General features: G+C 61.5%; 10 protein-coding genes. All 10 read left to right on the top strand.

All coding sequences use genetic code 11. From position 1 onward, the window contains the following. Window positions 1-413: 413 nt before the first annotated feature. Window positions 414-2,054, top strand: a complete 1,641-nt coding sequence (locus HG250_RS03585; protein WP_090479089.1) for an acetolactate synthase large subunit — start codon at window positions 414-416, stop codon at window positions 2,052-2,054. Continuing rightward, complete coding sequence (locus HG250_RS03580; protein ID WP_170002812.1) at window positions 2,051-3,457, top strand: aldehyde dehydrogenase family protein; 1,407 nt, start codon at window positions 2,051-2,053, stop codon at window positions 3,455-3,457. Before HG250_RS03585 ends, HG250_RS03580 begins: the two co-directional genes overlap by 4 nt. 430 nt (window positions 3,458-3,887) lie before the next feature. Beyond that, window positions 3,888-4,331, top strand: coding sequence for a CBS domain-containing protein (locus tag HG250_RS03575; RefSeq protein WP_090479084.1), 444 nt, complete (start codon window positions 3,888-3,890; stop codon window positions 4,329-4,331). Window positions 4,332-4,426: 95 nt separating this feature from the next. Next, entirely contained in the window at window positions 4,427-4,837 is a 411-nt protein-coding gene (locus HG250_RS03570) for a hypothetical protein (protein ID WP_090479081.1), read from the top strand. Window positions 4,838-4,960: 123 nt separating this feature from the next. Next, window positions 4,961-6,196, top strand: coding sequence for a TolC family protein (locus tag HG250_RS03565; RefSeq protein ID WP_090479078.1), 1,236 nt, complete (start codon window positions 4,961-4,963; stop codon window positions 6,194-6,196). After that, window positions 6,193-7,704, top strand: coding sequence for an efflux RND transporter periplasmic adaptor subunit (locus HG250_RS03560; RefSeq protein WP_170002810.1), 1,512 nt, complete (start codon window positions 6,193-6,195; stop codon window positions 7,702-7,704). The genes HG250_RS03565 and HG250_RS03560 overlap by 4 nt, the downstream gene beginning before the upstream one ends. Then, the gene (locus HG250_RS03555) at window positions 7,701-10,868 is read left to right on the top strand and encodes an efflux RND transporter permease subunit (RefSeq protein ID WP_170002808.1); all 3,168 of its coding nucleotides are present in this window, start codon (window positions 7,701-7,703) and stop codon (window positions 10,866-10,868) included. Before HG250_RS03560 ends, HG250_RS03555 begins: the two co-directional genes overlap by 4 nt. Next, window positions 10,847-11,230, top strand: coding sequence for a copper-binding protein (locus HG250_RS03550; RefSeq protein WP_225982093.1), 384 nt, complete (start codon window positions 10,847-10,849; stop codon window positions 11,228-11,230). Before HG250_RS03555 ends, HG250_RS03550 begins: the two co-directional genes overlap by 22 nt. Before the next feature lie 56 nt (window positions 11,231-11,286). After that, window positions 11,287-12,831 (top strand): multicopper oxidase family protein, encoded by a 1,545-nt coding sequence (locus HG250_RS03545; protein WP_170002806.1) that lies wholly within the window; start codon window positions 11,287-11,289, stop codon window positions 12,829-12,831. A gap of 12 nt (window positions 12,832-12,843) precedes the next feature. Further along, window positions 12,844-15,174 carry a heavy metal translocating P-type ATPase gene (locus HG250_RS03540; protein WP_007163847.1) on the top strand — a complete coding sequence of 777 codons (2,331 nt, stop codon included), beginning with the start codon at window positions 12,844-12,846 and terminating at the stop codon, window positions 15,172-15,174. Window positions 15,175-15,178: the final 4 nt, after the last annotated feature.

The raw sequence follows: 15,178 nt of genomic DNA, 5'->3' as shown, positions 1-15,178 counted from the left end.
GCAGATAGGTCAACTGCACCGCCGATCACTGGCCTAGCCATTCAGGCATCCGAATGTCATCGGCACGTGATTCCAGCGCGGGAAAATATCTGTCTCCGCCATGCCTTGATGGGCAAGCAAAACATTTTCGCCGATGTCGCAAATTGCACCGGTTTCGCGTGGGGGCACACAAGGTGGATCGCGGACTCATACTGCGGCGGTGGGAATGTCAAGAAACGCAGTCCCTACCTTCCTACCAAACCCAAGGGCTATGATTTTTAGGATACTTTTTGCGGCTACGCGCATTTCAGAACATTCGCTGAACGGCATGGTGCGAATGAGGCGGGGCTCCTTGCGTCTGTGACTCTCTTTGCGGTTGTAGTGAGAAAGCATTGCCGTAGGGCATTCATGCTTCTGAAAAGGGAATATCGAAAATGAAAGCCTCTGACTTGTTTATCGCTGCATTAGAGGCTGAAGAGGTGGAATACATCTTTGCCGTTCCCGGCGAAGAAAACCTCGACCTGCTGGAATCCCTGCGCACGTCCTCAATCGAATTGGTATTGACGCGCCATGAGCAAGGTGCGGGCTTCATGGCGGCGACCTATGGCCGTCTGACCGGCAAGGCGGGGGTTTGCCTCGCAACTCTCGGGCCTGGTGCGACGAACCTGACAACTCCGGCAGCCTATGCCGCGCTCGGGGCCTTTCCGCTCATCATCATCACCGGGCAGAAACCGATAAAGACATCGAAACAGGCGCAGTTCCAAATTGTCGACGTTGTTTCGCTGTTTACGCCGCTATGCAAGGCTTCGACCCAGATCGTGAACGGCAATCGCATCCCCTCGCTCGTTCGCGAGGGTTTCCGCCTGGCGCAGGAAGAAAGACCGGGCGCTGTGCTGCTCGAGCTTCCGGAAGATATCGCTGAAGAGGAAACGATCGAACCGGTCATACCGCCGCATCACAGGCGTTATGCGGTCGCCGGAGATGCGGCGCTCGACGAAGCGGCCGAGCGGATCATCGCGGCTGAGCGGCCATTACTGCTGATCGGAGCCGGAGCAAACCGCCGCCGCGCTTCGAAGGCGTTGCGCAAATTCGTGGCCGATACCGGCTTTCCCTTCTTCGACACCCAGATGGGCAAGGGCGTGGTCGATGAAGATAACGAGCTCTATCTGGGCACCGCGGCGCTATCGTCGGGCGATTATGTTCACTGCGCGATCGAGAAGGCCGATCTGATCGTCAATATCGGTCACGACGTGGTGGAGAAGCCGCCCTTCTTCATGGAGCCGGGCGGGCAGACCGTCATCCATATCAATTACAAGGCGGCCGAAGTCGATCAGGTCTATTTCCCGCAGCTGGAGGTAATCGGTGACATTGCCGGTTCGGTCGAGCGGCTGGGAAACCGCCTGGATGGCAAGCTGCAGTGCGATCGCAGCTATTATACCGCCCTGCATCACGAGATTGCTTCGCACATTTCCGAAACCAGCGACGACGAACGTTTTCCGATGGTCCCCCAGCGCGTGGTTGCCGACGTACGCAGCGTAATGGCGCGCGATGATATCGTTGCGCTCGACAACGGTATCTACAAGATCTGGTTCGCCAGAAACTACATTGCGAATGAACCGGGCACCATCCTTCTCGACAATGCATTGGCGACGATGGGCGCGGGCCTTCCATCCGCCATGATGGCGGCGATGCTGTCGCCCGGGCGCAGAGTTCTCGCGGTATGCGGCGATGGCGGGTTCATGATGAACTCGCAGGAGCTGGAAACGGCCGTCAGGCTGGGCCTGAACCTCGTCGTACTCGTCCTGAACGATGCGGCATACGGCATGATCCGCTGGAAGCAGGACCAGCTCGGCTTTCCGGACTACGGCCTGACCTTTTCCAATCCCGACTTCGTCACCTACGCACAAAGCTATGGAGCGACCGGTCACCGGGTCGAACGGAGCGCAGATCTTGTGGCGGTCCTGAACGACGCATTCGAGGCGGGCGGCGTGCATATCGTCGATCTGCCCGTCGACTATTCCGAAAACAAGAAGGTGCTGATCGACGAACTCGGCGCGAAGGTGTGCGAGCTATGAAAACGATCGTTCACAATCCTTTCGACCGCTCGCCGATTGCAGAAGTACCGCTTGTTGACTGGGCTCAAATCGATGAATGGCTGAATGAAGCGCAGTTGCTCCACCGCGACCGCAGTTGCTGGCTTGCCGTGCACGAGCGTATCGCCATCCTCCGGCGGGCGGCGGATATCATGCGCGAACGAGCCGAAGAACTGGCTCTCCAGATCGTCAGGGAGGGCGGCAAGCCCTTGGTCGATGCGCGCGTGGAAGCCGGTCGCGCGATCAACAGCGTCGACTTGTGCGTTCAGGCGCTCAGCGATGGCGGCGGCCACGAGATCCCCATGGACCTGACAGACGCGGGTGCGGGACGGACGGCGTATACCTTCCGCGAACCGATCGGTCCTGTCGCGGCGATCTCGGCATTCAATCACCCCCTCAACCTGATCGTCCATCAGGTCGGACCGGCGGTAGCAGCCGGGTGCCCCGTTCTCATCAAGCCTGCGCTGGAAACGCCTCTGTCATGCCAGAGCTTCGTGAGCATTCTCCATGAAGCCGGCCTGCCCGAGGCCTGGTGCCGGTTCGCTCCGTGCAGCAACGATGTCGCCGAAAAAATGGCAACCGATCCGCGCACGGCGTTCTTCTCATTCATCGGTTCTGCGAAAATCGGCTGGATGCTTCGCTCGAAGCTGGCGCCGGGAACCCGCATTGCTCTCGAGAACGGCGGCGCGGCGCCGGTCATCGTGGACAGCGGCGTGGAGCGCGCAGCAGTGATCGCCTCGTTGCTCAAAGGCGGGTTCTATCATTCGGGTCAGGTCTGCGTTTCCGTGCAGCGCGTATTCGTCCCTGCTGCAGAATTGAAAGACTTCGCCAATGACCTGGGGCGAGCTGCCGAAAAGCTGGTCGTGGGCGATCCCGCCGATGCTGAAACCCAATGCGGCCCCTTGATCCGGACGGAGGAAGTCGACCGCGTCGAACGCTGGGTCGATGAAGCCATCGCAGCAGGCGGTACCCTGGTGTGCGGGGGAAGCCGTCTGAGTGACACTCTTTTCTCCCCGACCGTCATTGTCGATCCTCCCGAAAGTGCCAAGGTATCCCAGGAAGAAATCTTCGGCCCCGTGATCTGCGTGTATGGCTATGACGATATCGACCTGGCTATCGAGCAGGCCAATGCCCTGCCTTACGCCTTTCAGGCCGCTATATTCACCGATCGGCTGTCAATCGCCAATCATTGCATACAGTCTCTGGCGGGATCGGCTGTGATGGTGAACGACCATACGGCATTCCGCGTCGACTGGATGCCTTTTGCAGGGCTGCGCCGCTCCGGGCTTGGCGTCGGCGGGATCGCCTATACGATGGAGGATATGAGCCTTGAGAAAATGGCCGTCTGGAACTGGCCAGAGGATGGTTTTCGATCAGATCGATAGGAGCGTTCGATGATTGTCCCGCACACGGACTATTGAAAAAGCAGTTACTTATCGCTGCTACCCGATCTTCAACATCATGAAGACTGAGACGAGAGATGGCCGCGAATTCTTCATAAAGCGGGCAGACACTTGCATTAGGGCGGCTATCGCTGCGGAGACTGTGAAGAGCAATGAAGCGGGCCGGTGCCTGTGCCTCACGCCTCTCGGCGGACCCATACTTCTGTATTCCTGGGCTTCTGGGTAAGGCCTATTCAGATGCTAGCGCCTTCCATGAGGTGGCGAATGCCATTCTACAGCTTTCGTTCGGCATGACCGTGCCCGTTCGTCCATATCGATTTCATCCGGAAATGCGAGAGGAACATTATCCGGCGCCTCGCCGTTGCAATGGTACGCAAATATTCAGGTATTTAATAGAAATTGGAGACATATCATGGAAGCCAAGAATGTGATGACCTCGAATCCTGCATGCTGCAATCCTTCGACCAGGGTACGGGAGGCCGCTAATCTCATGGTGAAAAACGACTGCGGCGAAATTCCGGTTGTAGATGATTCCGGCACACTGGTCGGAGTGATTACCGATCGTGACATTGCTTGTCGCTGCGTCGCAGACGGCAAGTCTTCTGACACGTCGGTAGAAGACGTGATGACAAGCTCTCCGATTACTGTCACACCCGACACGAGTGTCGATGATTGTCGCAGCAAAATGGAGGACAACAAAGTTCGGCGGCTTCCTGTTGTGGACGAGAGTGGCAAATGTTGCGGCATCGTTTCACAAGCCGACATTGCTCGGCACGCGAACGAAAAAGAGACCGGCGATCTGGTGCGTGAGGTATCGGAACCCACCGAGGAAGCGTCAAAGTCAGGTTGCTGTTAGGCAAATTTGAGCAATAGGTTTGGGCTTCGGGTTTGCTGAAGCGAAAACATAAATCTGACCTTTGTCTTCAGCCTGATAACCGACTTGCACATCGTATGCGTTCGGACTATCCCAAACCGGTGACGTATATTCGTGCTCTTACTTTGATCTGCTTCAGCTTCGGCCTGTTTGTGCAGGACGCAGCACAGGCAGCTGTTCCGCAGATTGAAGTGGCCGGAACGACTGATTGCGCTGAAATGGTGCAAGGCATGCCCAATCACACAATGCCCGAGCAGGTGATGGCCGATAAGGACAATGCCGAGCAGCACGGGCCTTGCTGCGAGATGACACTCGATTGTCTCGTTGCGATGAATTGTTTTCCGCCCCTGGCGCTTACCGGCTCGGGACTGGCGCATACAGAACCGCTTTTTGTTGCGCCTCAGTACCTTTCCGCGAGTGCCAGCAGGCTCGAGAGCCAGCCGCTACCGCCGGAATCGCCACCTCCACAACGCCAGCTCACCATCTAGCATTTCCCGGGCGGTGCATCGCATCGCTTGCGAGCTTGACGGATAAACAGGCCCAGCGCCCGGTCGATTGACCGCGTGCGCCGTGGACCTTCCCGGTCAGCTTGCTTTGAAAGAGTGAGAATTATGGATTGGCGAATTGGCTGGGTGCCGTTTTCGGCCCTGCTCGCCGCGCAGACTGCACAAGCACAGTCTGTCGGATACGAGGAAGCACTTGCAGCGGTACGGGGCGAACAGCCCGTTCTGGAAGCTGGCGCGCTGCGTGTTCAATCACGGCGCGAAGCAGCAGAGGCGGCGGACGAGCTTCCCGATCCGCGTGTGCGTGCAGGGATCATGAACCTTCCTGTGACCGGACCTGCCGCGTTCGACCCAGACCGGCAACTCCCCACGCAGATCGCAATCGGTATCGAGCAGGAAATCCCCAATCTCGCCCGTCGACGGGCGAGGTTCGGCGTTGCCAGTTCGGAAGTGCGCCTCGCCGAGGCACGCCTTGGCATGGCCGAGCGTATTCTTCTCGCCGATGCGGGAACGGCCTGGGTCCGGCTCCATTATGCGCAAGCGCGGCTTCATCTTGCCCAAGGCGCGCTCGACGAACTGAGAGCATTCGTTCCGGTGGCCAACAGTGCTGTCGCTTCGGGGTCGGCCCGCCCGGCAGAGAGTCTGGCCATCCGGCGCGAGCTACTCGGAATTGAGGATGCGATTACCGCTATCGAAGCCGAGCGCGACGCGGCGCAAGCGCAGATTTCCCGATATGTACCGCTCGCAGATCCGGTTGCTCTGGGTGCCGCGCCATCGGCTGTCCTCGATCAGGAACGGCTGCGGTTCGAGCTCGAGAGCAATCCCGAAATCCTGCTGGCCGATGCCGAACGAGGCCGGGCCGAAGCCGGTGTCGCGCTCGCACGCGCCGAGAAACGACCCGATTTCGGCGTGAGCGCCACCTATGGTCGCCGCAACCCCGATTTCGGCGATGCGGTGTCGATCATGGGGTCCATTACACTACCGATCTTTACCGACCGGCGGCAGAATCCGCGCATTGCCGCAGCCGAATCCGAGGCCGCCGCCGCATCGGCCGAGCGCGAGGATCGCAGGCGCGCCTTGGTTGCCGGCTTCGAAGCCGATCTGGCCACTTGGCGCAGCACAGTGCGGCAATGGGAACGCGCGCGTGACGAGCTTCTCCCGCTGGCGCGCGACCGCGCCGACCTCGAGACAGCCAGCTTCGCGGCCGGGCGTGCCGATCTCGTCGATGTCATTGCGGCGAAATCCGCGCTCGCGCTGCTCGAACTGGAGATACTCGAGCGCGAACAGGCAGCTGTCGAGGCGGCGGTGAGGCTGCGACTCACCTACGGGGAGAGCAGGCCATGAACTCCGCGCTCGAACGATTCACACCGCGCCAGCGCATGTATGCGGCTGGGCTTGGCATTGCTCTGGTCAGTTTGTTGGCGGGCTATGGTTTGTCCACGCTCGGCGGCGAGAGCGGCGGCGGCGATGCAGCGACCGATACGGGCTGCGAGGACGTGCTCTACTGGTACGATCCGATGGTCCCTGATCAGCGCTTCGACGAGCCGGGCAAATCTCCTTTCATGGACATGCAGCTTGTTCCCAAATGTGCGGGCGGCGACGCGCAGGGCGCCGGGGGTGTGAGCATCGATTCGACGCTCGTCCAGAATTTCGGGATCCGGACTGCTGAAGCGGAATATGGCGTGCTGGAGCCCGAAATCAGCGTCACCGGCACGCTCGCTTATAACGGCAGCGAGATGGCGATCGTTCAGCCGCGCGCCGGCGGCTATGTTCAGCGGACCTACGGCCATGCACCGCAGGACCTGATTGCCAGAGGCGCTCCGATCGTCGACATTCTGGTGCCCGAATGGGGCGGCGCACAAAACGAGTATCTTGCTGTTGCCGCAACCGGCGACGAAGCGTTGACCCGGGCCGCTCGCGAGCGCCTGCGGCTGCTTGGCATGCCGGACTCGATGATCGCCTCGGTCGCCCGAAGCGGACGGCCGCAAACGATCATCACCGTCACTGCACCGCAATCGGGCGCGATCACGTCGCTCGGGGTAAGGCCGGGCATGACCGTGGCGGCGGGCCAATCGCTGGCCGAGATCAGCGGGTACAGTCCGATCTGGCTCGAGGCGGCGGTACCCGAGGCACTGGCTGGCAACGCGCGTGTCGGGCAGCCGGTGAGCGCCACTCTCACTGCCTTTCCCGGCGAACGGTTTGCCGGACGCATCATCGCCATTCTGCCGAGCGCGCAGGATGCGAGCCGCACGATCACCGTGCGGGCAGCGATGCCCAATCCGGGCCTGCGGCTCAAGCCTGGCATGTTTGCCCAAGTGATGCTCGCGCCTGAACGGCGCGAAGCGCTGCTGGTCCCTTCGGAAGCTGTCATTCGCACCGGCGAGCGGACCCTGGTGATGATCGCGCAGGAAGGCGGCGGCAATCGGCCCGCCGAAATCCGTATCGGCCGCGAAGCGAACGGACGGACCGAAGTCCTTGCCGGGCTGGCTGCAGGAGAGAGAGTGGTCACCTCGGGCCAGTTCCTGCTCGATTCCGAAGCCAGCCTTGCCGGCATCGACGTGCGTCCCGTCGATCAGGCACCATCCGGTGCGAGCGAAGACCGAGGATCGGACGATGCAGATGAGCCACAGACTTATCGCGCGACCGGGACGATCGAGCGCATAAACGCCAACAGCGTGACCTTGCGCCACGGTCCGGTGCCTGCGCTCGAATGGCCGGCGATGACCATGCCCTTCGCCAGCGAAGGACCGGAACAGCTGCGCGGTTTCGCGCGCGGCGACCGGGTCTCCTTCACATTTGTGCAAGCCAGTACGGGTCCGCGCATCGTCTCGATCCGGAAAACCGGGCAATGATCGCGCGCATTATCGATAGCTCGATCGCCAATCGCTTTTTCGTGGTGCTGGCAGCGATAGGGTTGGCGCTGGCCGGTTTCTGGGCGGTACGGACAACGCCCGTCGATGCCCTGCCGGACCTTTCCGATGTACAGGTGGTGATCCGCTCGAACTATCCAGGTCAGGCGCCCCGTATCGTCGAGGACCAGGTGACCTATCCGATGGCCACGACCATGCTGTCGGTCCCCGGTGCCAAGACCGTGCGCGGCTATTCCTTTTTCGGAGACAGCTACGTCTATGTGATCTTCGAGGACGGGACCGACCTCTACTGGGCGCGCTCTCGCGTTCTGGAGTATCTGAACCAGGTCCAGAACCGCTTGCCCGACGGGGTTCAGAGCACACTCGGCCCTGATGCAACCGGGGTGGGCTGGATCTACGAATATGCGCTGGTCGACCGCAGCGGCGGTCACGACTTGGCCGGGCTCAGGAGCCTGCAGGACTGGTTCCTGCGCTACGAGCTGAAAACCATTCCCGGCATCGCCGAAGTCGCCAGCGTGGGCGGCATGGTCAAGCAGTACCAGATCGTGCTCGACCCCTATCGCATGGCTTCGCTGGGCGTGACGCACGCGCAAGTGGTCCGCGCGGTGCAGGCAGGCAATCAGGAAACCGGGGGCTCTATCGTCGAAATGGGCGAGGCCGAATATATGGTCCGTGCCTCGGGCTATCTCGGCACGCTGGCGGATTTTCGCAGCATACCCTTGCGCGCCCAAGCGGGCGGCACTCCGGTAACGCTGGACGATGTGGCCAATATCCAGATCGGCCCGGAGCTGCGGCGCGGCATTGCGGAACTCAACGGCGAAGGCGAGGTTGCCGGCGGTATCGTCATTCTGCGCCAGGGCGCCGATGCGCGCAGCGCAATTGCGGCGGTCGAAGCGAAGCTCGAACAATTGCAGGCAAGCCTGCCCGAAGGGGTCGAGATCGTCACCACCTACGACCGTTCGCAATTGATCGATGCTTCGGTCGAAAACCTGACCTCCAAGCTCATCGAGGAATTCATTGTCGTTGCCCTGGTGTGCCTGCTGTTCCTGTGGCACGCGCGCTCGGCACTCGTCGCGGTCGTCACCCTTCCGCTCGGCGTGCTCGCGGCCTTCATCGTGATGCGCTTTCAGGGCGTAAACGCGAACATCATGTCTCTTGGCGGGATCGCCATCGCGGTCGGCGCGATGGTCGATGCTGCGGTGGTGATGATCGAGAACGCCCACAAGCATCTGGAGCGCTGGGCCGAGGAGAACCCTGACACGGTTCTGTCCGTCCAGGAGCGCTGGCGGATCGTCGCGGATGCCTCGAAGGAAGTCGGCCCGGCGCTGTTTTTCAGCCTGCTGATCATCACCTTGTCGTTTCTGCCGGTGTTCACCTTGCAGGCGCAGGAGGGACGGCTGTTCGCACCGCTGGCCTTTACCAAGACCTATGCCATGGCGGCTGCTGCGATCCTGTCGATCACTCTGGTTCCGGTGCTGATGGGATGGCTGGTGCGCGGAAAGATTCCGGCAGAGGACAGCAACCCGGTCAATCGCGTGCTGACCCGGGACTATCGGCCCGGGCTAGACTGGGTGATGCGCCGCCCGAAGACCGCTTTGGTCATCGCTGGGCTGGTCTTCCTGACCACGCTCGTTCCCTTCTCGCGGCTTGGCGGCGAATTCCTGCCGCCGCTCGACGAAGGCGACCTGCTCTACATGCCCAGCGCCCTGCCTGGATTGTCTCCCGGAGAGGCGTCAGCGCTGCTACAGCGCACCGACCGGCTGATCATGACCGTACCGGAAGTCGAAACCGTGTTCGGCAAGGCCGGGCGCGCCGATACCGCCACCGATCCCGCCCCTCTCACAATGTTCGAGACGACCATCCGCTTCAAACCACGCGATGAGTGGCGCGAGGGCATGACACCGGATATGCTGGTCGAGGAACTGGACCGCGCCGTGCAGGTGCCTGGCCTTGCCAATGTCTGGGTGCCGCCGATCCGCAACCGGATCGACATGCTCGCAACCGGGATCAAGAGCCCGATCGGGGTCAAGGTTTCGGGCGAAGATCTCGGCGAGCTGGAACGCGTCGCGCTCCAGATCGAACAGGCGGCAAAGAACATTCCCGGCGTCAGTTCTGCGCTGGCTGAAAGGCTGTCGGGAGGCCGCTATGTCGATGTCGATATCGACCGGCTGGAAGCGGCCCGCTACGGTCTCAACATCGCCGACGTGCAGCAGATCGTCTCCGGCGCAATTGGCGGTGCCAATGTGGCCCGTACAGTCGAAGGCCTCGCAAGATACCCGATCAATGTTCGCTATCCGCGCGAGATCCGCGACAGTGTCGACGAGCTGCGCAATCTGCCGGTGCTGACCCCGTCTGGTCAGCAGATCACGCTTGGTACCGTTGCGCAGGTGCGTGTGACCAGCGGCCCGCCCATGCTCAAGAGCGAACAGGGCCGTCCCACAAGCTATGTCTATATCGATGTGCGCGGGCGCGATCTGTCTTCTGTGGTTGGCGATCTGCAGGAGGTTATCGCGGCCGAGGTCGATCTGCCTCCGGGCGTCAGCCTGTCCTATGCCGGGCAGTTTGAATATCTCACGCGGGCCTACGAACGTCTGCAGATCGTCGTTCCGGCTACGCTCGCGATCATATTCCTGCTGCTTTACCTGATCTTCCGCCGGTTCGACGAGGCGCTGCTCATCATGGGCACCTTGCCGTTCGCGCTGACAGGCGGCTTCTGGCTGCTTTACCTGATGGGATACAACCAGTCGGTCGCGACCGCCGTCGGCTTCATCGCGCTGGCCGGGGTGTCAGCCGAATTTGGCGTCATCATGCTGATCTATCTGAAAGCTGCGCTGGAGCGGCGCGGTGAGGACCCGGATGCGGAGGAAGTCTCCGCCGCCATCCGTGAAGGGGCATTGTTGCGCGTCCGGCCCAAGGCAATGACCGTCGCGGTCATCCTCGCCGGCCTGTTTCCGATCCTGATCGGCACTGGGGCTGGCTCCGAAGTGATGAGCCGCATCGCCGCGCCGATGATCGGCGGGATGATCACCGCGCCGCTCCTGTCCATGTTCGTGCTTCCCGCAGCCTATCTGTTGCTGCGTCGTCCCCGGCCGGAACGGCCAACCCAACCCCAAGGAGAAGAAGAATGCGTCACACAACCCTCATAACCCTATTGGCCGCGCCGCTGGCGCTGGCAGCCTGCGATTCTGGCCAGGACACTGCCGAGATGGAGGACATGCCGATGGCTGAAGATGCAATGATGATGGACGGCCAGGATATGCCGATGGCGGATACCGGCAACGCAATGCAGTCCGCGAGTGCGCAAGGCACCGTCACCGCCATCGACGCCGAAGCGGGTACGATCACCGTCGACCACGGCCCGGTTCCCGCAATCGAATGGCCGGCAATGACCATGGCGTTCGAAGCCGATGAGCAACTGCGCAGCGAAGTAAGCGTCGGTGAGGGAATTGCCTTTGAATTTCGTACTGGTTCTGAAGGCAGTGTGATCACGTCGATCACGAAGGAGTAAATCGGTTGGGTGGTGCCAGGCAAATCTGGTGCCGCCCATCGCGAAACAGGAGGAGCATGATCCGGATACCGCGCATCACCCAGGCATTCCCCGTGGACCGCCGCACACTGATCAAAAGCGCTGGTTTTGCTGCTGCAGGCTTTGCCGCGTTCCCGCTTGCGGGATGCAAGGCGCAAGACGCATCGATGCTGGACAGCACTCCAGGGTCCAATCCGCTCGCTATACCGCCCTTGCAGCGTGGCGAGATTGAGCAGGGCGCACGGGTTTTCCGCCTGTCTTTGACACCGGGCCAGAAGGAATTCGTCCCCGGTGTTGCTTCGCCCACCATCGGCATCGACGCACCCTATCTGGGACCGACGCTTGAAATGCGCCGGGGCGAGTGGGTGCAGTTTCATATCGACAACAAGCTGGCCGAAGGCGCTACGGTCCATTGGCATGGTTTCGAACTTCCTGCCGCAGCCGATGGCGGACCGCATCAGTTGATCCGTCCCGGCGAACGCTGGAGCCCCTCTTTCGAAGTTCGCCAGCGGGCTTCGCTCTACTGGTGTCATTCGCATTTGGAACGCGAAGCCGGGCCGCAGGTCTATGCCGGGCTTGCCGCGCCGATTTTTGTTCGCGATGACGAGGAAGAGCGCCTCGACTTGCCGAGCGACTATGGCGTCGACGACATTCCGCTGATCGTGCAGGACCGCGTCATCGATGGATCCGGCCGCTTGGTGTACCCGCTGAGCATGCACACGCGGATGATGGGCGTGCGCGGGAGCCGGATATTCGTCAACGGCACTGAAAACGCTGTGTTCGACGCACAGACAGGCCAATTGCGGCTGCGCATCCTCAATGGATCGAACGCCCGCCTTTACGATCTTTCGCTCGAAGGTGATCGTTCGATGCAACTGATCGCGAGCGATGGCGGCTTGCTCGATCGTCCGCACATCGTCCGCTCGGTCAGGCTCGCCCCGGGGGAGCGCGCGCAGGTAATTATCGATCTCTCGGAAGGACGCCCGCTTCGCCTTCTTGCCAGCAGTCCCGAAAACGCCATGGACATGATGGGCGGACGCGGAATGATGGGCGGCGGGATGACGGGGCGCGGCGATAGCGGCGATGCTTCCGCAGACGTGTTTCAAATCCTCGATATCAGGCCGGCAAGTTCGGCCCAGCGCATCAGGGTGCCGACACAACTGGCATCGCTTGCTCCACCCGACCTGTCGTCAGCCGTCCGAACCCGGCGTTTCGTTCTCGACATGGGCATGATGGGCGGCGGAATGTCCATTAACGGTGCGGCGATGGACATGGATGTGATCAACGAACGTGTGCCCGTCGGCCAATGGGAAATCTGGGAGATCGCCAACGCTTCCATGATGGCCCACCCGTTTCATATCCATAACGTCCAGTTTCGTGTGATCGACCGCGATGGCCGAGCGCCCCCACCATTGGAAACCAGTTTGAAGGATACCGTGATCGTCAACCCGCGCGAGCAGGTACGCCTTCTCCTGCGTTTTGAAGAACACACCGACCCAGACCTGCCCTACATGTATCACTGCCACATTCTCGAACACGAGGATGCAGGCATGATGGGGCAGTTCGTAGTCGTGAAGAGCTAGGAAGGACAGGCGATGAGCAAGAACGAGAGCGTAATCGAGGGTACTGCGATCGACCCGGTTTGCGGCATGAGCGTTGCAATCGACGGGGCTCAGCATATCGCGACGCATGATGGCGCGAAACACTATTTCTGTTCGCCGCGCTGTCACGACAAGTTCGTCACCGATCCCGAGCTCTATCTCTCGGGCGCGCATCTCGACGCGGTCGAGGATGTGCCCGAAGGCACGATCTACACCTGCCCGATGCACCCTGAAATCCGCCAGCCCGGGCCAGGTTCATGCCCGATTTGCGGCATGGCGCTCGAACCGGAAACGGTTTCGCTGGGCGATGGCCCCGACCCCGAACTGGTCGACATGCGGCGTAGGTTCTGGTGGAGCGCACTGCTTACGCTGCCGCTGTTCGTCTACGCGATGAGCGACATGGCACCGGGGCTCAGTTTCGACGGGCTGATCGAACCTGCCTGGGCGCAATGGGCGCAGTTTGCCCTTGCCACACCGGTTGTTCTTTGGGGAGCCTGGCCGTTCTTCGTTCGGGCCATCCAGTCGCTCAAGACGCGCAATCTCAACATGTTCACGCTGATCGGGTTTGGCGTTGCCATCGCCTATCTGTTCAGCGTGGTGGCGACGGTCGCGCCCGATCTGTTCCCTGCAGCGTTCCGCGACCATTCGGGACGGGTCGGGGTCTATTTCGAGGCGGCAGCGGTCATAACCACGCTTGTCCTGCTCGGACAGGTCCTCGAGCTCAAGGCCAGGGGCTCGACCTCGAGCGCCTTGCGCGCATTGCTCGAGCTGGCACCGCCCAGCGCGGTCAAGATCTTCGGCTCCGGCGATGAGCGCGAGGTGCCGCTCGACCAGCTGGCCACAGGCGATCGTCTGCGCGTCCGCCCCGGCGATAAGGTTCCGGTCGATGGAGAAATCGAGGAGGGATCGAGCGCGATCGATGAATCCATGATCAGCGGCGAACCGCTTCCGGTCGCCAAACAGGCTGGCGACACAGTCATCGGCGGCACAGTCAACCAGACTGGTGGGTTCATTATGCGCGCAACCGGCGTGGGCAAGGACACGATGCTGTCCAAGATCGTCCAGATGGTGGCCGAGGCGCAGCGCAGCCGCGCACCGATCCAGCGACTGGCGGATCAGGTGGCGGGCTGGTTTGTGCCTGCGGTGGTGGTGATAGCCATCGCCACCTTCGTGGTCTGGGGAATCTGGGGTCCCGCACCTGCGCTTGCCTATGCGCTGGTCAATGCCATTGCGGTCCTGATCATCGCTTGTCCCTGCGCGCTTGGTCTCGCTACGCCGATGTCGATCATGACCGGCACGGGCAAGGGTGCCCAGCATGGCATCCTGATCCGCAATGCCGAGGCGCTGGAGACACTCGAGAAGATCGATACGCTAGTGGTCGACAAGACCGGCACGTTGACGATGGGCAAGCCCGATCTGGTGGCGGTGACGCCAGCAGAAGGAATCGACGAAGCCGATTTCCTGGCTGCGGTTGCAGGCGTCGAAATGGGGAGCGAACATCCGCTGGCCCACGCCATCGTCGAAGGTGCGCGGACGCGCGGGGTCTCGCCCGCCAATGCCACGGATCTCGCTTCGACGACCGGGGAAGGTGTTGAAGCCAATGTCCAGGGCCGCCGGGTTGCGATCGGCAATGAGAAGATGATGCGGCGCGTCGGGATCGATGACGAGGCCTGGCTCGGCACGGCCGAAAGTGGCCGCAGGCAGGGTCAAACAGTGATGTTCGTGGCATTCGATGGCCGTCCGGCAGGGCTCATCGCGGTGGCCGATCCGATCAAGCCTACCAGTGCAGCGGTCATTGCGGCGCTGCATAAGCGCGACATCCGGGTCGTTATGCTCACGGGCGACAGCCGCGGCACTGCCGAAGCGGTCGCCCGTGAAATGGGAATCGACGAAGTGCATGCGAATGTCTCGCCCGAAGACAAGCACCGCAAGATCGAAGAGCTGAAAGCGCAAGGTCGCCGGGTCGGCATGGCCGGGGACGGGATCAACGATGCTCCTGCGCTGGCTGCCGCCGATGTTGGTATTGCGATGGGCACCGGCACCGATGTCGCAATCGAAAGCGCAGGCGTGACGCTGGTTCGCGGCGACCTGACAGGAGTGGTGCAGGCCATCGTGCTGTCGCGTGGGACGATGCGCAACATCCGGCAGAACCTGTTTTTCGCCTTCGCTTACAACACACTCGGCATTCCGGTCGCGGCAGGCGTGCTGTATCCCTTCTTCGGAGTGCTGCTCAGCCCGATGATTGCGGCCGCAGCCATGAGCCTCTCTTCCGTATCGGTGATAGGCAATGCGCTGCGGCTGCGGGGTCTGCGCCTCGAAGTCTGACAGG

Source organism: Pseudopontixanthobacter vadosimaris (assembly GCF_012979275.1).
GTDB classification, from domain to species: domain Bacteria; phylum Pseudomonadota; class Alphaproteobacteria; order Sphingomonadales; family Sphingomonadaceae; genus Pseudopontixanthobacter; species Pseudopontixanthobacter vadosimaris.
The sequence above is the reverse complement of the archived record's forward strand: the minus strand, read 5'-3'. Positions and strand labels throughout refer to the sequence as shown.

Coding starts and splice junctions, on each gene's coding strand:
- HG250_RS03555 (WP_170002808.1), top strand. CDS start 7,701: ATGATCGCGCGCATTATCGATAGCTCGATCGCCAATCGCTTTTTCGTG.
- HG250_RS03540 (WP_007163847.1), top strand. CDS start 12,844: ATGAGCAAGAACGAGAGCGTAATCGAGGGTACTGCGATCGACCCGGTT.
- HG250_RS03585 (WP_090479089.1), top strand. CDS start 414: ATGAAAGCCTCTGACTTGTTTATCGCTGCATTAGAGGCTGAAGAGGTG.
- HG250_RS03580 (WP_170002812.1), top strand. CDS start 2,051: ATGAAAACGATCGTTCACAATCCTTTCGACCGCTCGCCGATTGCAGAA.
- HG250_RS03575 (WP_090479084.1), top strand. CDS start 3,888: ATGGAAGCCAAGAATGTGATGACCTCGAATCCTGCATGCTGCAATCCT.
- HG250_RS03570 (WP_090479081.1), top strand. CDS start 4,427: ATGCGTTCGGACTATCCCAAACCGGTGACGTATATTCGTGCTCTTACT.
- HG250_RS03550 (WP_225982093.1), top strand. CDS start 10,847: ATGCGTCACACAACCCTCATAACCCTATTGGCCGCGCCGCTGGCGCTG.
- HG250_RS03545 (WP_170002806.1), top strand. CDS start 11,287: ATGATCCGGATACCGCGCATCACCCAGGCATTCCCCGTGGACCGCCGC.
- HG250_RS03565 (WP_090479078.1), top strand. CDS start 4,961: ATGGATTGGCGAATTGGCTGGGTGCCGTTTTCGGCCCTGCTCGCCGCG.
- HG250_RS03560 (WP_170002810.1), top strand. CDS start 6,193: ATGAACTCCGCGCTCGAACGATTCACACCGCGCCAGCGCATGTATGCG.